Annotated in this window: 12 protein-coding genes; 8 read left to right on the forward strand and 4 right to left on the reverse strand. The window is 49.7% G+C overall.

Annotation, left to right across the window (positions count from 1 at the left end):
* Positions 1-10 precede the first annotated feature (10 nt).
* From IPL32_12575 to IPL32_12595, 5 genes are all read left to right on the forward strand, one after another.
* The gene (locus IPL32_12575) at positions 11-685 is read left to right on the forward strand and encodes an HAD-IB family hydrolase (GenBank protein MBK8466655.1); all 675 of its coding nucleotides are present in this window, start codon (positions 11-13) and stop codon (positions 683-685) included.
* A gap of 252 nt (positions 686-937) precedes the next feature.
* Positions 938-2,539 (forward strand): DUF2088 domain-containing protein, encoded by a 1,602-nt coding sequence (locus IPL32_12580; protein ID MBK8466656.1) that lies wholly within the window; start codon positions 938-940, stop codon positions 2,537-2,539.
* Positions 2,540-2,635: 96 nt separating this feature from the next.
* Positions 2,636-3,460 (forward strand): class I SAM-dependent methyltransferase, encoded by an 825-nt coding sequence (locus tag IPL32_12585; protein MBK8466657.1) that lies wholly within the window; start codon positions 2,636-2,638, stop codon positions 3,458-3,460.
* Positions 3,460-7,881, forward strand: coding sequence for an AMP-binding protein (locus IPL32_12590; protein ID MBK8466658.1), 4,422 nt, complete (start codon positions 3,460-3,462; stop codon positions 7,879-7,881). The genes IPL32_12585 and IPL32_12590 overlap by 1 nt, the downstream gene beginning before the upstream one ends.
* A 92-nt stretch (positions 7,882-7,973) precedes the next feature.
* On the forward strand, positions 7,974-9,005 hold the full coding sequence (locus IPL32_12595) for an NAD-dependent epimerase/dehydratase family protein (GenBank protein ID MBK8466659.1): 1,032 nt from the start codon (positions 7,974-7,976) through the stop codon (positions 9,003-9,005).
* Positions 9,006-9,275: 270 nt separating this feature from the next.
* On the opposite strand, the gene IPL32_12600 is transcribed toward IPL32_12595, so the two are convergent.
* Positions 9,276-11,504, reverse strand: a complete 2,229-nt coding sequence (locus IPL32_12600) for an EAL domain-containing protein (protein MBK8466660.1) — start codon at positions 11,502-11,504, stop codon at positions 9,276-9,278.
* Between the two features lie 232 nt (positions 11,505-11,736).
* Here IPL32_12600 and IPL32_12605 point away from each other — a divergent pair, with 232 nt between their 5' ends.
* The 3 genes from IPL32_12605 (at position 11,737) to IPL32_12615 (ending at position 14,861) form a co-directional block, all read left to right on the forward strand.
* Complete coding sequence (locus IPL32_12605; protein ID MBK8466661.1) at positions 11,737-13,014, forward strand: dipeptidase; 1,278 nt, start codon at positions 11,737-11,739, stop codon at positions 13,012-13,014.
* A gap of 148 nt (positions 13,015-13,162) precedes the next feature.
* Complete coding sequence (locus tag IPL32_12610; GenBank protein ID MBK8466662.1) at positions 13,163-13,807, forward strand: nuclear transport factor 2 family protein; 645 nt, start codon at positions 13,163-13,165, stop codon at positions 13,805-13,807.
* A gap of 232 nt (positions 13,808-14,039) precedes the next feature.
* Complete coding sequence (locus tag IPL32_12615; GenBank protein ID MBK8466663.1) at positions 14,040-14,861, forward strand: nuclear transport factor 2 family protein; 822 nt, start codon at positions 14,040-14,042, stop codon at positions 14,859-14,861.
* 129 nt (positions 14,862-14,990) lie between these two features.
* Here IPL32_12615 and IPL32_12620 read toward each other — a convergent pair whose 3' ends face one another.
* From IPL32_12620 to IPL32_12630, 3 genes are all read right to left on the reverse strand, one after another.
* Positions 14,991-15,776: a hypothetical protein gene (locus IPL32_12620; protein MBK8466664.1), complete on the reverse strand. Its 786-nt coding sequence runs from the start codon at positions 15,774-15,776 to the stop codon at positions 14,991-14,993.
* Between the two features lie 35 nt (positions 15,777-15,811).
* A complete protein-coding gene (gene secA / locus IPL32_12625; GenBank protein MBK8466665.1) occupies positions 15,812-18,616 on the reverse strand; it encodes a preprotein translocase subunit SecA in 2,805 nt (934 codons plus the stop codon).
* Positions 18,617-18,749: 133 nt separating this feature from the next.
* A complete protein-coding gene (locus IPL32_12630; protein ID MBK8466666.1) occupies positions 18,750-19,382 on the reverse strand; it encodes a hypothetical protein in 633 nt (210 codons plus the stop codon).
* Position 19,383: the final 1 nt, after the last annotated feature.

Genomic DNA, 19,383 nt, shown 5'->3' on the forward strand with positions numbered 1-19,383 from the left:
CAAAGCCGGAATGAATAAAAACGGACAAGCAGCGGCATTTTACGACCTTGAAGGCACATTGGTGAGCACCAATCTCGTCCACACGCTCGCCTTTTATGCCAAGCGTCAGCAAGGCCTGTGGCAGACGGCCAAAAAAAGCGTTGGGACTTTGGCAAGACTGCCGTTTTTTGGCGTCGCCGATCTGTATTCGCGAAATGTTTTTAACGAGGTCTTTTTCAAAAGCTACTCGGGCTTTTCGCAGGACCGTTTGCGGTATTTTTCTGATGAGCTTTTCGAAGAAGTGCTAAAACCCGCGATCTTTCCCGGCACACACGACCTCATAGCCAAAGGCAAAAAGATCGGACATCGGCAGATCGTTATCACCGGCGCTTTGGATTTTACGATCGAACGGCTGATGGACTATCTCGGCATCGACGATTACAAGGCGAACCATATGGAGTTCGTAAACGGTTATTCCACAGGCCGCATTATCCCGCCAGTAATGGCCTCGGCCACAAAGGCACAATGGATACGCGAATACGCTGAGCGAGAGAATATCAATCTCTCGGACTCATACGCATATTCCGACAGCATTTCGGACTTACCTATGCTGTCGATAGTCGGACATCCGGTCGCAGTGTGTCCGGACTTCAGATTGAAGCAGACGGCGTTGCAGCATGATTGGGCAATTTTGGATTTGAAATGAGCGTTTCGAACAAGTCGGAAAAATGTCCATTTTGCTCAGCGGATCTTGAGTTAGGCTGCATTATGGGCAACATAGGAACTCTCAACGGCGGTTTTCGTTGGTATGCGGGTGAGCCGTCGGTTGCACGAAATGCATTAGGAATTTTCGCCCTAGGCGGGGAGGAAGTGGGAGAATTCGGTGTACTGAAAGGTCCGTTTATGCGTGGATGGCGCTGCACACAATGTCGGAAATTGTTCTTAAATTACTAAGATTATGGCCTTGCAACTAAGACGAAAAACACACGAATCGATCATTTACATCGACAAGGATTCCGCGCCGCGGATCATGCCGTTTGGTGAGGATTTTATAATTAACGACTTGCCGGTAGGGACGCGGGTTATTTATCCGAATCCGCCGATCAAGGGGTTGCCTAATCGCGAAGCGGCGATCCGTTATGCCGTAAATCATCCGATCGAGATGGAGCCGCTTTACGCGATGCTCGAACCGGGGATGCGGGTGACGATCGCGATGGATGATATTTCGCTGCCGCTGCCGCCGATGCAGACGCCTGACTTAAGGCAGACGATGCTCGAGGTCGTGCTGGATATGTGCGGGGCGAATGGCGTTGATGACGTGCATCTGATCATCGCAAATTCGCTCCACCGCAAGATGACGGCGTGGGAAATGAAGCGGATGGTCGGCACCGACATTTACAACGAATACTACCCCGACCGCTATTACAATCACGACGCCGAGGACGACGACAACCTCGTTACGCTGGGCGTCACGCGGCACAACGAACCGCTGCGGGTCAACAAACGTGCGATCGAGAGCGACCTGCTTATTTATTTAAACATTAATCTCGTCCCGATGGACGGCGGCCACAAATCAGTCGCGGTGGGGCTTTGTGATTACGAATCTCTGCGTGCTCATCACGATCCACAGACGATCCGCGAGTCGGATTCGTATATGGATCCGCCCAAATCCGCCTTGAATCACAAGGTAATTCGCCTCGGCAAACTCGTCGATGAGCAGTGCAAGGTATTTCACATTGAGACGGCGATTAATAACAAGATGTTTCCCGACGGTTACGACATTTTAACTCGGAACGAGGACGAATTCTCATTTGCAGATCGCATGAAATGGGAAGTGATGGCCAAAACCTTCTCAAAAATGCCGCGTGCCGCTCGGCGAAAAATGCTACACGCGATCCCGGCTCAGTATGAGTTGATCGCTTGTTATGCGGGAAAGACCGAACCGGTTCACGAGAAGATCCTTGAAAAGAACTATCAGCAGTATGAGATTCCGGTCAAAGGCCAGTGCGACATTTTGATCTCGGGCATTCCCGACATCTCGCCGTATAACGTCTATTCGGCGCTTAATCCGATCCTTGTTCAGGTGATGGCGCTTGGGTATCACTTTAATATGTATCGCAACAAGCCTTTGTTGAGAAAAGGCGGTGTGATGATAATTACTCATCCGTGTTTTGACGAATTCGACCATAAGTTTCACCCGTCGTACATCGAGTTTTTCCATCGCTTGCTGCCGGAATCGCGTGATGCGTTTTATCTGCGCGAAAAATACGAACGCGAATTTGCTTCGAATCCGGCCTACATCGAGATGTACCGCCGCGGCAACGCCTATCACGGAGCCCACGCCTTTTTTATGTGGTACTGGGGCGAGAACGGCCGCCAACACGTCGGCAAAGTAATCGTCGCCGGTGCAGAAAACGCCCACGTTCCCGAAATGCTCGGCTGGGAACGCGCCGACAACCTAACCGAAGCCATCGCCATGGCCCGCAGCTACATGGGCCGCAACGCCGAGATAACGATGCTGCATCAGCCGATAATTGGGCTGTGCAGTGTGACAGATTAAGGTACAGAAGCCCGCACGAAGTAAGGGCGTTGTTGATAATGTGGATGCCCTTATGTCGTGCGGGCTTCCGTAAACAGACTTAAGGAGGTAACTAAAATGCAAAGTACACAAATGACTCCCGAAATGGATGCTCTTAAAAGTAAACTGCGGGCGACTTGGATCGCCGGTGATTTTGGCGTGATCGCACGATCTATTGAAGAAGGCGGACGCGAATTTGTTGAGCGACTTTATCTGAAACCGGGGATGAAGGTCCTTGATGTCGCTTGCGGTACAGGAAATCTTGCGCTTCCTGCGGCTCGTATTGGCGCAAATGTTACCGGTGTTGATATCGCTCCTAACCTGATCGAACAGGCGATCGCGAATGCGGAACGCGAAGGACTAAAAGCAAAATTCGATGTCGGCGACGCTGAGGCAATGCCGTATCAGGACGGTGAGTTTGACGTCGTAATGACGATGTTCGGAGCGATGTTCGCACCGCGTCCTGACGTTACAGCAAGCGAGTTGAAACGCGTCTGCAAAAGCGGCGGCCTGATCGCGATGGCAAACTGGACGCCTGAGGGTTTTACGGGTGCGATGTTCAAGACAAACGCCAAACACGTTCCGCCTCCGCCCGGAATGTCACCGCCGCTGCAATGGGGAATGGAAGACCTCGTCCGAGAACGCTTCGCCGAAGGCATCTCAAATCTCGAAATGCGGCGCGTTCCGATCATGTTCTATTTCGACATACCGCCCGCTGATGTGGTCGAGCATTTCAGGATGTATTTCGGCCCGACGCAGAAGGCCTTCGAGTCGCTCGACACCGAAGGACAGGCCGCCCTGCGCACCGACCTTGAGAATTTGTGGACGGAACACAATCAAGGAACTGACGGAACGACAAAGGTCGAGTCCGAGTATCTTGAGGTTCGTGCAATAAAAGCGTAATGAAGCTTTCACCAACAGAAATATTTAAGGGCAAGAAGATCTTCTTTATCGGCGGGACGGGCTTTGTGGGGAAGGTTACGTTGTCGATGCTGCTGCATAATTTTCCGGATATCGGGAAGGTTTATGCGACGGTGCGTGCGCGGGATGCGGCGGAATCGAAGATCCGGTTTTGGACGAGCATTGTCACGAGTCCGACGTTTGATCCGCTGCGTGAGAAGTACGGTGATGGATTTGAAGATTTTATTAAATCTAAGGTCGTGCCAGTTAATGGCGATGTAGGTAACGAGTATCTTGGGCTTGATGAAAAAGACGCGCAGAAGATAATGCGGGACACGGACATCATTATTAATGGTGCCGGAAATGTGACGTTTAATCCGCCCCTCGAAAGTGCTCTCAGGACAAATGTCGTCGGTTCGAACAACATCATCAAGATGGCGCGGATGATGAAAAAGCCTCGCCTTGTTCATGTTTCGACGTGTTTTGTCGCGGGCAAACGTTCTGGGCCGATCTGGGAAAACGAGCCGGTCGTTGGATATTTTCCGCGTCGTGATGAGCTTGTCGGAACAAAGTTTGATGTTAATCAAGAGGTTGAGGATTGCGCACGTTTGAGTGAACAGGCTCGGCAGGAGGCTGACGATGCTGTGCAGGCAGCGAAGTTTCGCGAGCAGGCTCGCCAGCGATTTATCGAAGAAGGCCGCGATCCGGATGATGAGGCAGAGCTTAAATCAGCGATCTTTCGCGAACGCAAAATGTGGATCCGTGAACGGACGACCGAGCTTGGAGCAGAGCGTGCTGAGTATTGGGGTTGGACGAATATCTACACCTATTCAAAATCTCTTGCTGAGCAAATAATTGCGTCGCAGGATGACATCGCGAAGATCCTTGTTCGTCCGAGCATCGTTGAATCTTCAAATCAATATCCCTTTCCAGGCTGGAACGAAGGCTTTACGACGACAGCACCGCTTATATTGATCGCACTGCGCGGACAGCCGATAATTCCCGTCAATGAAAAGCTGATTCTCGATATTATTCCCGTCGATATGGTTGCGGGTGCAATACTCGCTGCCACAATGAATGCAATTGTTGATCCAAAACCGCCGCTTGTTTTTCAGGCGTCGTCGGGCGATTCGAACCCGAACGATATGAAGCGCATCGTCGGTCTCGTCGGCCTCTACAAACGCCAGCATTTTGAGGACAAAGAGACAGGCAGCAAGATCGTTAACAAGCTCGCCGGTATGGTCGAGGCTTCGTCGGTCACGCAGCGGACTTATGAATTGACCAGCGCGCCGATGCTCAACCGTATTGCGAAACAAGCTGACAATCTGATGGATCGCATGACACCGCGTTGGGGCGGCGGTCGTATCGGCAACATCGTTTCGGATCTAAAGAAATCGACCGAGAGTTTCAAAGAAACTACTCAAGCAACAATGGATGCGTTTGCAATGTTCAAGCCGTTCATGATCGATAACGAGTATCTGTATCGCTCGGACAATGTTCGAGCGTTGCACTCGCTCATCAAAGAAAAGGAAAAGGAACTGTTGCCTTGGTACCCCGAACGTCTCGACTGGTACGACTATTGGCTCAACGTCCATTTTCCTGGAATGAGAAAATGGGTGCTGCCGCAGCTTGAGGAAGATCTGAAGGCCGTTGAAAAGCGATCTTATACATATAAAGACCTGCTCGATCTTTTCGATACATCGGTCAAGCGTTTTCCGACGCGTGTTGCGATGCGAATCGAGCGTGATGGCCGCAAAGAGCAATACACATTCGAAGACGTTCGTGAATTAACGTTGCGTGCAGCAGGTTTTCTGGCACAAAAAGGCATTAAGCATAACGATCGCGTCATTTTGTTTTCGAATAACATGCCCGAATGGGGAATGACGTATTTTGGCATTTTGAAAGCAGGAGCGACGGCAATTCCGATCGATCCGGCAAGTACGGTTGATGAGATCATCGCGTTTGCAAAGGCTGGCGAAGCTTCTGGAATTGTCATTAGTCCGAAACTCGCCGGCGATAATCCCGATCTCAAAAAGAAACTTAAAGAATCCAAGCTGGAAGTATCGGTGTGGACTTTTGATGATGTTTTTGAAATTCAGTCTGAGACGGAAGAAGCAAAACGCAACGCGCTTTTACCGGAGAAGATCCATTCGACATCGGTTGCGTCGTTGATCTTTACGTCGGGCACGACAGGCACGCCAAAGGCGGTGATGTTGTCACATAAGAATTTCGTCAACATGATTTCGATGCTCTCGTCAGTGCTCGACATGGACATCACGGACGGCGTGTTGTCGGTGTTGCCGATGCATCATACGTTCGAGTTTTCGGCCGGTTTTCTTACACCGTTTTCAAACGGAACTCAGATCACATATCTAAACGAACTGACCGCCGAAGACCTTTCGCGCACTATCGAGAACGGACATGTGACGGGAATGGTTGGCGTGCCGGCTTTGTGGGAGATGCTTCATCGCCGTATCAAAACGCGGCTTCGGGAAAAGGGTGATTGGATCGCCGATCTGGCTGACAACGTGATCGAATTTAACGCATGGATTCGCGACAACACGCCGTTCAATCTTGGCCCGATCGTCTTTTTGCCGATTCACCAAGGTATGGGCGGCAAGATGCGGTATCTTATTTCGGGCGGATCCGCTTTGTCGGAAAAAGTTCAAAAAGACCTGCACGGCCTAGGCTTCACTGTTCTCGAAGGCTACGGGCTGACCGAATCTTCACCTGTGCTGACTGTCGCTCGTCCTGGCAATAAATTATTGCGTGGAAGCGTTGGCAAACCGTTGCCGGGCGTTGAGGTCAAGATCGATTCGCCGGACGACAACGGCGTTGGCGAAGTGCTGGCTCGCGGACAGAATGTGATGGTCGGCTATTACAACAATGAAGAGGCAACCGAGGCAGTTCTGAATGATCGTTGGCTTAAAACTGGTGACCTTGGACGGCTGGACGAGGATGGAAACTTGTTTATTGTCGGGCGTTCAAAAGATGTCATCATCGATTCGAACGGCAAAAATATTTATCCCGACGAGATCGAAGACCTTTACGGCAAGTCGCCTTTGATCAAAGAAATGAGCGTTGTCGGATTGCCGGATGATGACGGCGGTGAAAAGATCGCTGCTCTCGTTGTCCCCGATTACGAGCGCGACATCGCCCTTACAAGAACGGAAGTGAACAAGCAGGTTGAAGGGCATTTTAGGGAAGTTTCCGCCGGGTTGGCGTTTTTCAAGCGTGTAAAGGTTCTTCATATGACGCCGTTTGAATTGCCGCGAACAGCGACTCGAAAAGTAAAACGTCCTGAGGTTGTCGAGATGCTTCAGACGCTCGAAAATCGCTCGAAAACGAAGGCAAAAACTGTTTCCGATTCAAAAGGTGACGACAACATGCTCTGGATCCGCAAGATCGTTGCGAGCGTTTCGAACAGGCCGCTGTCAGACATCGCTGTCGAAGACAAACTTGCTGATCTTGGTTTCGATTCGCTGATGTTTGTCGAACTGCAAGCGGCGGTTGAAGATGCAGGCGGACGCATTCCATCGCCGGATACTTTGAACGAAGTTCAATCGGTTCGCGAGTTGCTGACCGTCGTTCTACGTGTTGATAAATCCAAGAAACTTGCTGACGAACCGCGTGTCGAAACAAAGAAAGAAGAGGATGAAATTTACATTCCTTCTATCGTGCAGCGTGTGGGCAACGCGGCTGTTAGCCTTGCGACTGATGCTCTTTATGATTCTGTTCTTCAGACACACATCGAGGGCGAGTCGAACGTGCCGCAGCACGTGAATTTTATCGTCGCTCCAAATCACACATCGCATCTTGATACGGGCCTGGTCAAAAAAGCTTTGGGTAAAGATGTGGCTGAACAGACGGTTGCTGTTGCGGCGGCGGATTACTGGTTCGATACAAAATACAAGCGTGCGTATATGAACAATTTCACGACGCTTGTGCCGATCGAACGCACCGGCTCGTTGAGACAGTCGCTTCGTCATGTAACGCAGATATTGAACGACGGTTACAACGCTCTCATCTTTCCCGAAGGCGGCCGTCAAGAATCGGGCGAGATCTCTGAGTTCAAACCGATCATCGGCTACCTCGCTCTCAATCAGAAGATCGGGATTTTGCCTATCTATATTTGGGGAACTTACGAGGCGTTTCCAAAGGGAACGATCATTCCAAAGGGAAGCAGTGTCGGAGCAAAGATCGGTGCAAAGGTCGGAAGATTTTTGGAATATGACGAACTCAAAAAAATGACAGAAGGCGTGCCGAACACCGAAGCGTATCGGCTCATAGCTGCTCGCGTTCAACACGAAGTCGAACGTATGCGTGACGGAAGCCGTGCTAAATTTGACGTCGATGCGATCCGAAAACAATGGAAAGCAGAACGACGGCGTTCTCGAAAATCGGAGCCTGTGATCGAGGATTAGAAAGATTTTCACCACAGAGAACACGGAGAGCACGGAGTTGCTTAATGTTGATTTTCTCAGTGTTCTCAGTGACCTCTGTGGTTAATATTCTTATGGCAAAGACAAAGGCATTAACAAAGATTGAAAAGAAAATACTCATTACCGGCGGAACGGGATTTTTGGGTTCGCATGTTGTTCGGCAGTTTTTGGAAGCTGGCGAGAAAAACTTGAGAGTCATGGCATCGCGTGTGCCGGATTGGATGAAAGACTCAGGCGTTGAGGCTATAGAAGGCTCGGTCACTGACAAGGAAGACGTTGCGAGTGCGGTGAAAAATGTCTCAGCGATCTTTCATCTTGCGGGCAAAGTCTCGCGTGACAACGACGATGCGATGTCGATGAATAACATCCATCTACAAGGCACGCGGTTGCTTTGCGAAGCGGCAAAAGAGTCGGGCGTTAACACGATGGTGCTTGCTTCGTCGAGCGGAACTATTGCTGTTAGCGAAGACGAACAGATGTTTGATGAGACCTATCCGCAGCCGGTCGATGTGTTTTCGCGTTGGGCCTATTACGCTTCGAAGTATTATCAGGAACGCACAGCGATCGAGAATTTCGACGGCAAGGGCCAGCGGCTTGTGATCATGAATCCGTCGCTTCTGCTCGGGCCTGACGACGAACGTCTCAGTTCGACAAAGGTTGTGTTGGATTTTCTTGCGAAAAAGATTCCTTACAGTCCGAGCGGCGGTGTTAACTTCGTCGATGCACGCGATGCGGCTTCGGCGTTTATCTCAGCTTTGGAAAAAGGGAAGCATCAAGACAAATATCTGCTCGGTGCTGCGAATATGACGTTTCACGACTTTTTTGGACGGCTCGAAAGACTCAGCGGCGTTTCTGCACCGATGCTGAAAGTTCCAAAGAAACTTGCGATGGCGGGTTCGAGTTTTATCAGTTCGGTTTACAAGAATTGGGGAAAAATTTCTCCCGTCGCACCGACCGAGGTCGAACAGGCAGAATATTTCTGGTATTTCGACTCGTCAAAGGCCGAGAAGGAACTAGGCTTCGCACCACGCGACCCGCAAGAGACGCTTCTGGACACGATCCAATATCTGCGCGAAAATCTCCTCGGCGAAGATGTCTTTAACTAAATAGCCACGAATGCACCCGACCGAATCTGATTTCGGATATCATTCGTGCATTTGTGTCTAAAAAAATTTAATGTTAACAAGCCTGCATTAACAACAGAACAACAATAAACATCAATGCCCCGCCGCCCAACAGCCATGTGATTAGCCCCGCTCCAACCAATTTTCCTACTGCCATGTTTTTTCTCCTTCAAAATTAAAGTCAATTGAAGTTTAGAGTGCAGAAAACATCCTGTTGGTCAGGTGGCAGACATTAGCTACGTGCAAAAGTGTTTATTGTACGTCGGTGACTTCGATGATAGGCGTTGCGTGGCGGTATTCTAGGAGCGGGTTGTTGGCAAAGACGTTTGCACCGTCGTCGAGGAAGCGTTCGGCTCCTTCGCGGTCGATAGGGCGTGAGAAGAGATAGCCTTGACCGGCTGTGCAGCCGAGTTGGCGAAGCTTTTCGAGATGTGAGACGGTTTCGATGCCTTCGGCGACGACCTCGATGTTGAGGTTTTCGCCGAGCATAAGGATGGTCTTTACGATCGCAGCACTCTTTTCGCTTTCGCCCATTATGTTGATGAATGAACGGTCGATCTTCAAGCGGTCGAACGGGAAACGCTGCAAATAACTCAAGCTGGAATAACCTGTGCCGAAATCGTCGGTCGAAAGCGATACGCCGAGAGCGTCAAGCTCGGACAGGATGTTCATCGATTTTTCGCTGTGCTCCATGACGGTGCTTTCGGTCACTTCGAGCTTTAGCTGGCTCGGGTCGAGGCCGGTACGAGACAAAACGTCCTGAACCTGAGCGGTGAGCGTCGGATGCATCAATTGCTTTGCAGAGAGGTTAACGCTGATCGAAAGAGGCAAATTATATCGACGCTGCCACTCGGCAACCTGTCGGCAAGATTCGTCGAGTATCCATTTTCCGATCTGGATGATGAGGCCTGTCTCTTCGGCAACGTGTACAAATTCGTTCGGAGCGACAAGCCCGTGAATTGGATGCTGCCAGCGGATCAACGCTTCGAATTCATGAGCAGTTCCGGTCGCGAGATTAACTATCGGTTGATAGAGAACCTCAAATTCGTTGCGTTCAACGGCGTGACGAAGATCGGTCTCGACCTGAAGCAGGTTCATGTTCTGAACGTACATCTTACGGTCAAATATTTCGTAACGTGCCTTGCCCGATTCTTTGGCTCGATACATTGCGGCGTCAGCATCACGCAAGAAGTCTTCGGCTTTTCGCTGCACGTTGCTGGACACGATAATACCGATACTCGCACTCGTAAAGACCTCGTAATTGTCGATCTTGAACGGTTCCGAGATCCTTGACTGCAGACGTTCGGCGACGTTGACGACTTCGGGCGTATCACCGCTGCGGTTTAGCAGAATGACAAATTCGTCGCCGCCGAGCCTTGCGACAACGTCGCCAGGACGGACACAGGTCGTGAGGCGTTCTGCGATTGCAACGAGCAGCTTGTCACCCACCGCATGGCCGAGACTGTCGTTGATAACCTTGAAACGATCGAGATCGAGGAAGAGAACGGCGAACTTGGCGTAATTGTTTCCTTCGGCACGCTCAACGGCTTGGCGAAGGTGGTTCATGAACTGGACGCGATTTGGAAGGTCTGTCAGCGTGTCATGATGGGCGTAATATCGAAGCTTTTCTTCGGCAAGGTTGCGTTCCGTAATGTCGCGGAAGCAGCAAACACGTCCGACAGGCACGCCTTCCATAAACTGTGGCTGCGAGTATCTTTCGTAAAGCCGTCCGTCGTGTAATTCGAGAATTTCGGTCGATGTTGCCATCGGATCGGAGTAGAGCTTTTCGAGATTTTCGACGAACTGCTCCGGATCTTTTATTTGAGGAACGACCTGCTCGACCATCGCAAAGCCGTTCTTGCTTTCGATTATGCTCTGATCGATCTTCCACATTTCGGTGAATTTGCTGTTACAGGTAACGATCTGGCGATCGAGACTCATAACGACAATGCCGTCAGCGGTTGATTCAAACGTTGAGGCAAAAAGCGAGACAGCATTGTGAAGAGAGATCTCAGCTTGGCGGCGTTCGGTGATATCAAGTACAACGCCTTGCCAGCAAAGCGATTGGCCATTCGCGTCCTTGATAAAGCAGCTTCGGTCGCGGACCCACATTACACTTTCGTCTTTGCAGATGACGCGATATTCATAATCGATGCTATTGCCGTCTTTCATCGCCTTACGGGTACCATTCAGGATCGTTTCCTGATCGTCAGGATGGATTATGCGATCCCAGATGTTAGCATCGTTCATCCACTCGCTGATCGGGTAACCGAAAGCTTCAAAGGTTGGGCTTATGTAGATCGGTTTATACGGCGGCGTTGGTTCTACGGCGTAGAACATTACCGGCAGGTTTTCGATAAAACCCTGATATGTGGCGTCGTTTGGCAATTGACCGGAAAACACCTGCGGAAGCGCCGATTGTTTTGTCTTTCGGGCGTTTCTGGTCGTTTTTTTTGAACTAGAGGTCAACTTATTTGCCATAAAAGGCCGGTTGCTCGGAATGAAAATAAATCTTATTTGAAAGTGGTGAGGTTAAAGATGAAGCGTAAAAACGGGGGTGTCGAAGCGGAGACACTTGAGGGAATTAGATTTTCCCCACACTTATACTAGCATGTATCGAGCATCTTTGACCATCTTTTTTTGATGTGCGGAGTGTTATCAAACCAATGCATGACGCTTATCGTTTTTGGGTTTAAAGGGCTAAACTAGCCGTATGAACAACACAATCGTGCTATTTTTGCTTTTTTCGTTCGGCAGTTCAGTCATCGCTCAAACAATGCCAAAGGACGCCGATCCAAAACTCTGGGCAAAGGCGTTATCTATTCACCGAAAAGCCATAATTGTTGATGGCCACAATGATATTCCATCGCCAATGGCGAACGAGGATTTTGACCTCGGAACGCCGACCGTGGGCAAATATCATGAGGACGGCGATCCGTTTCATTCTGATCTGGGGCGATTTAAGGCGAGCGGAATCACCGGTGAGTTTTTCTCGATCTATGTTTCAGGTTCAACTTTGAAATCAGGCGGCTCAATGCGGCGTGCGATGGAATTGATCGATGTCACATATCGAGCGACGGAAAAATACCCGGATCAATTGTCACAATGCACAACTGCGGCGGAGATCCGACATGCAAAGCGTCAAGGCAAATTATGTGTGCTTATGGGCATAGAAGGCGGTTATGCGATAGAGAATTCACTCGCCGCATTGCGAGAATTCTACCGCCTCGGCGTCAGATATATGACGTTAACGCACAATGTTACACACGACTGGGCCGACGCACATCGCGACGAACCCAAGAACAACGGCTTGTCTGAATTTGGCAAAGAAGTTGTACGCGAAATGAATCGTTTGGGGATGTTCATCGACATTTCTCATGTGTCAGTGAAAGTGATGAACGACGTCCTTGATATTACCAATGCTCCGATCATCGCATCACATTCATCTGCGAGAGCACTTAACGACCATACCCGTAACGTGCCTGACGATGTCCTGAAACGCGTTGCCAAAAACGGCGGAGTGATAATGGTCAACTTTCTGCCGGGTTTTCTAGATGCCAGAACTAACAAAGAAGATAACGAACGTGCCGCGAGACTCAAACCGCAGATCGATGCGCTAAAGGAGCAGTATAAGAACGAACCGAAGCTCCTTAACGCGGCTGAAAGAAAATTGCTTGACGAAAATCCGATCTACATCACTCCGTACACGCGTATCGTTGACCATATAGACCATATTAAAGCGGTCGCAGGTATTGACAATGTCGGCTTAGGCTCGGATTTTGACGGCATTCCTTATCTGCCCGCAGGAATGAACGGAGCTGAAGACCTTGTGCTGGTGACCTACGAGATGCTCAGACGCGGCTACACCGAAAAAGAGATCCGCAAAGTGCTTGGCGAAAATCTGCTTCGGGCGATGTCAATAATGGAGTCAGTTGCAAAGATCAACACTCGTAAGATCAGCGGTGAGGGAAGTTTGAAACGAATCAAATAGGTGATTGACTACGCAACCTAATTCGAGTATAACTGTCTGCGTAATATCAGATTTTTAGGTAAACAAGTAGTAGAAAACGGCTGTTTTGGATGCGGTTGCCGTTTGATTTTTTTAAGCTTAATGCATCTATCTTGAGGAGACAAACATTATGAAAAAAATATTTTTGATGTCGATGATGCTCGTTGTTGCGGCATTCTTTACAGCATGTGGCGGCTCCGGTGCTAACACTGCGAGCAACAAACCTGCTAATGCAACAAGTAATGCAGCCGCTGCTCCTGCTCCGGACAAGGCAACGGTCGAGGCGGAGGTCAGAAAGGCGCTCGACGAGTTTAATGCCGCTCTGAACGGCAGCAACACCGCTGCACTCGAAAAAATGTATTCCGATGAATATACGCTGATCGACCAGAACGGAGCAATGCAGACCAAGGTTTCAAGGATCGAGGCAGTAAAATCCGGAAAGCTCAAATGGGAAGGCCTTAAATTTAATGACCTTAAGATCAAAACGCATCCTACCGGCGACGGAGCGATCGTTACTGCACTTGTTGCAGGCAAAATGACAATTGACGGAAAGACCGAAGAGAGAAACTCGATGGTCACATGGGTGCTCGGCAAATCTAAAGACAAAGGCTGGCAGATTATGAATGCCCAAATAACCGACATAAAGGGCGGTGCGGCAAAGTCTGACAACAACACAAAGTCCGTTGACGGCACTGCCCAACCTCCGAAGGCAACAGGTAATCCAAAGGTTGATGCAGTAGTAGGTGACGACATACCGCCGCCAAAGAAGAAATAAATTAGCGTTTGAATTTTTTCAAGAGGGAAGTAAGGCTTCCCCTGTTTTTTTCACGAATCGCAATTCGTTCGTATTCTGATTATTTTCGAACGATGCCCCTTTTATGCTCGAAATTCCGTTTATCAAAGTATAGGGAGAACTTTATTGGAGCACTCAACAGAACACATGAGACGGCGGTAAAGGCGACCCTTTTTTGCTTTTTAACTAGATCGAAGAACAAGGAGAAATGACGATGAAACACATATTTGTATCTTTAATTTTGATCGCGGGCATGTTTGGAGCCGCGTTTGGACAGTGCAGCGAAGCAGACAAGAAAGCTCTCGAAGCTTTTGACCGAGATTGGGGTAAGGCGACCGTTGCCGGCGACCGGGCGGCTTTGTCGATGATGTTTGCCGATGATTTTATGGCTCTGCCAGGCGGAGTTAATAAGGCGACCTCGATCGACAATGCGGTAAAGAATGCCGAAGCTGCTAAGAAAAATCCTAACCCCGACAAGGTTACGCATGATCATTACATCATTACCTGTACGCCAAACACCGCGACCATCACGCACCGCAACACCATTTGGACCGCCGATGGTGTAGGCGGAAAGCCGGAGACCTACTACGGACGCAGCGTTCATTTTCTCGAAAAACGCGGCGGCAAATGGCAGGCTGTGAGCAATGCAGGCGGCGGAGACTTGGACGATTACGGCGTCATTTGGTATCTCGAACAGGATTGGAACAATGCGTTCTGGAAAAAAGACGCCGAGTGGTTCAAGAAGAACTTCGCATCGGATTTCAGCAATATCAGCGCCAGCGACGGTGCTTTGGGCGGCAAGACCGAAGAACTTGCCAGTATGATGAGCGACAAGAGCACCTACGACATGGTAGAAACCACTAACATGAACATTGCCATCGAAGGCAAGACCGCTCGTGTCACAGGCATCTTTCACCTCAAAGGCGAAGACAAAGATGGCAAGGCGTTCGACACCAATATCCGCTACACCGACATCTGGGTGAAACGTGACGGCAACTGGGTCGCATGGTCATCACAGGGAACGATGATGAAGTAGTCACTCAAAAATTTATTAGCAAAGGCGGTCAGACATGGCCGCTTTTTTTCATTTTAGGCCGCCGGCTTACAAAGGTGTTTCGGACTGGGAGTCGTTCTCCGATGAAGCGGAGTAGATTGGAACAAGGAGTTATTGCGAAAATCGATAGTCGAAACGCATCAATGTTAAGACCGTTTTTCCATTATTTTGAGCAGGCTCCCATTGATATTCTAAAACTCTCCGCATCGCCTGTAGATCGAACCACGACTGTGGCTTGGCTATTGGCATCGCAACTACAACCTTTCCGTTAGAATCTATGACCAATAAGAGTTTTACCGTCTTTGGATATACTACAAGTCCTCGTTGGGGAGGATAAGTGTCAAAGCCATCGGAAACGTAGGTGCTTTTCACAAACTTTACCCTATTGTCGGTATCTTTATTCCAAAAGAGTGCTTCACCGGACTCCGCGATCTTCGACAGTTGATAAAGAGAATTTGTCTTCAAGCGAGGTTCATTGTCGTATGATAATTTAGTGTTATATTGTGTTGCTTTTCCGGCACTGTTTATGCATATTGAGACCACGTCGCTTTGCGACTTTACAACTTCAAGCAGCGATTCGACCTTTGTGTTTTTCGTCTCGAATTGTTTGTTAAAGTTCTCTCTGAAAACTTCATACCCGGTATCAAAGGCTTTATAGTACGATCTTCCAGCATCACCCTCTTTGCCTAGTGCCTCGTACGACTTAGCGAGATAAAACCAGGCCTTTGCATTTGTTTCTTCGCGCTTTACGATTTGATTAAAGAGCAAAATCGCGGATACATAGTCCTTTTTCTTGACCAGCTCAATTCCTTTGTCTACTTCCGTACTCTGCCCAACAAAAATCTGCGCGCAGAAACAAATAACTAAAACAGTTCCAAGAATTGAGCTGATTCTCATATTGTTTTCAAAATTCTACATCAACTCCGGCATTTTTATATGGCCGTTCCGTGACACTTCTTGAACTTTTTTCCCGAGCCGCAGTAGCAGGCTTCGTTGGGTTTCATTTTCGGAGTGTCACGTACGTACGGCGTGTGGCGGGCGGCTTCGGCACCGGCGGCTTCGGCGGTTGCCATTGCTCCGGTAAATGCCATGCCTGCGGCTTGGCGTCGGGCACGCTGCTGTTCGAGACGGGCGAGGCGTTCGCGTTCGTCGCGGTCGTCCTGCGTGACGACCTCAAGGTGAAACAGCGCCTTGGTCGTATTCGTATCGATGCGGTCGAGCATGTCCTGGAACATATCGAACGACTGCTTTTTATATTCGACAAGCGGGTCTTTCTGCCCGTAACCTACGAGACCGATACCTTGCTTGACCTGATCGATCGAGAGCAGGTGATCTTTCCACTGGCTGTCGATGATGTTGAGCATGATGTAACGCTCGTAGGCACGTAAGGATTCGTCACCCGCTAGTTTTTCCTTCTCAGCGTAATTGGCGGAAGCCTTTTTCCAGATCGCTTCTTCTATCTCTCGCGGATTCATCCGTTTGAAATCGACGTCTGCATCTCTTGCTGGATCAATGGCATAAATGCTCTCGATCTCGGCTGCGTAAGTTTCGATCTCCCATTTGTCCGGCGATTCCAAAGGTAAAAAGCTCCCGGTCAAATCGGCGAGAAGGTCTTTGGCAACGCCGTTGTCGCCGAGTAGATATTCGCGATGCTCAGGCTCGAACATCAGCTGACGACGCAGGCCGTAGATGGTTTCACGCTGTTTGTTCATAACGTCGTCGTATTTGAGGACGTGTTTGCGAGTCTCGAAGTTACGGGCTTCGACAGCTTTCTGAGCACGTTCGATCTGTTTTGAAACCGTCTTAGATTCAATGGCGACGCCTTTTTCCATGCCGAGCCATTCCATCATCGAGCGGACCTTGTCGCCGGCAAAGATACGCATCAGATCGTCTTCGAGCGAGAGAACGAAACGCGAACTTCCGGGATCGCCTTGTCGTCCCGCACGACCGCGAAGCTGATTGTCGATACGGCGTGACTCGTGACGTTCGGTACCGAGAATGTGCAATCCACCGACGGCGACGACCTCTTTGTGCTCTTCCGCAACAACAGCTTTTGCTTTTCGCAATTCGGTTTCAAATTGTTCCGGCGTCGCTTCGTCGGGATTGATCTCTTGTCGTTTTAGATAATCGCGAGCCAGCGATTCCGGATTGCCGCCAAGTAGAATGTCGGTTCCGCGGCCTGCCATGTTAGTCGCGATCGTGACGGCTCCTTTACGACCGGCCTGAGCGATGATCTCGGCTTCCTGTTCGTGATATTTGGCGTTGAGAACCTTATGCGGCACGCCGATGGCTTTTAGCTTTTGGGCGACAAGCTCGGAGTTTTCGACCGACACGGTTCCGACCAGAACGGGCCTGCCTTCGTTGTGAAGTTCCTTGATCTCTTCGACAACGGCATCCCATTTTTCGGGAAGCGTGCGATAGATCATGTCCGACGAATCAATTCGTACCATCGGCTGATTGGTCGGTATCTGAACAACGTCGAGCGAGTAAACCGTGCCGAATTCTTCCGCTTCGGTCTCGGCGGTTCCTGTCATGCCGCCGAGCTTTTCGTACATGCGGAAATAGTTCTGCAGCGTGATCGTAGCGAGAGTTTGATTTTCACGCTCGATCTTGACGCCTTCTTTCGCTTCGACAGCCTGGTGCAATCCGTCCGACCAACGTCGTCCCTGCATCAAGCGTCCGGTAAAATCATCAACGATGAGAACTTCGCCGTCCTGCACGACATATTGATGATCGCGTTTGTAGAGCGTGTGTGCTTTTAGGGCCTGCTCGACGCAATGAAGGAGATCCATATTTGCCGGATCGTAAAGATTCGAGACGCCGAGAAGTTTCTCTGCCTTTGTCACACCGGCTTCGGTCAGAACTGATGAGTGATTCTTTTCATCCAGCAAATAGTCGCCGGTAGTTACCTTCGTTTCCTCGTCTTTATGGCCGCGTTCAAAGTGTGGGATGATCTCGTTCGCCGTGAAGTATTTGTCCGTTGCTTCGTCCGATGCGCCGGAGATGATCAGCGGTGTTCGGGCTTCGTCGATGAGGATAGAATCGACCTCGTCGATGATCGCAAAATAATGATCGGGTTGAACGAGCGACTCGACATCGAACTTCATGTTGTCACGCAGATAGTCGAAGCCGAATTCGTTATTGGTACCGTACGTGATCGAGCATGCGTAGGCGTCCTTACGCTCGACGTCGTCCTGATCGTTTTGGATACAGCCGACCGTCAAGCCGAGAAAGGTGTGAATTTTGCCCATCCATTCCGCGTCACGCGAAGCGAGATAATCGTTGACGGTTACGACATGAACGCCACGACCGGTCAGGCCGTTGAGATATGACGGCAAGGTCGCGACGAGCGTTTTACCTTCACCTGTTCGCATCTCGGCGATACGGCCCTGGTGCAAAGCGACGCCGCCGATCATCTGCACGTCGAAGTGCCGCATTCCGGTCACACGACGCGAGCCTTCGCGAACCGTCGCATAAGCCTCAGGCAATATCTCACTCAGAATTTCTTGCTCTGCCTTACGGCGTTCTTCTTTGTCGTCAATGCCTTCGAGACGATTTACGATCATCTCTTTAAACTTTGGAGTCTGTGCCTGCAACTCCGCATCAGAAAGCTTTTCGAGCTTCGGTTCCCAAGCGTTGATCTGGTCAATGATCGGCGCAACATTCTTTAAAAAGATATCGCTGCTCGATCCAAAAATTTTCTTTACTAATTTATCTGCAAAACTGTTAACTGCCATTATGTTTTCCTCTCGTGTCGGAACGCAGACTGCCAGCCTGCGAATGATCTGTGTCGGTTCTTACACGCAGGCTGAGCAAGCGTGAATTCCGACGTTATGGCGAGTTGAGTTGAAAAGATTGGTAAACTCGCCGCTACTTTGCGTCAGAAGCAAGCAGCGAGTCGAGTCCGGCACGAGGAAGGCGTGTGACAATGAAAACTTGGTCGTTGACACTTGAAACGGAAGAATTCTTTATAAGGAGTTTTTCTTTGAAGGCATTTGGACGGCGAGCGAAGACACTCCTTCCTGAATCTACCGCAGAAAACAACTCACTTGTTCCATGCTCCCCTTGATTCCATTTAAGAGAGAATCGAAAATACAACCCGTTATCGTCGATTCTCTGATCAAGGAAGCCCGCAGTGATGTTCTTGTTGATTTGAGCAAACGGATTATCGAATCCACTGTCAAAAATGTCCGCCGTCTTGATATTGTAAGAAAGGTTGTATCCTTTAGATTCGGCGTATGTAAAGGCATCAAGAGAACGTATCAGTCCCTCAATATAGAGACCAACAAACCTAACACCTGCCTTTTCGATTTCAGTGTATGGTTTATCGTCCGGCTTGTTGTCAAGATTATCTTTAACCTCTATCTCGTCTTTAACATTAAACTGCTTCGCCGTAGCCGCCTGTGCTAAAACCTGCGGCGTTGCACCTGCAAGCACAAGTCCGAGATACACGCCGAGGGTGGCGAGGACTAGTAGTGAATTTTGATTCTTGCGGTTGTTCAAA

The sequence above is a fragment of the Chloracidobacterium sp. genome, assembly GCA_016711345.1.
Lineage (GTDB): Bacteria > Acidobacteriota > Blastocatellia > Pyrinomonadales > Pyrinomonadaceae > OLB17.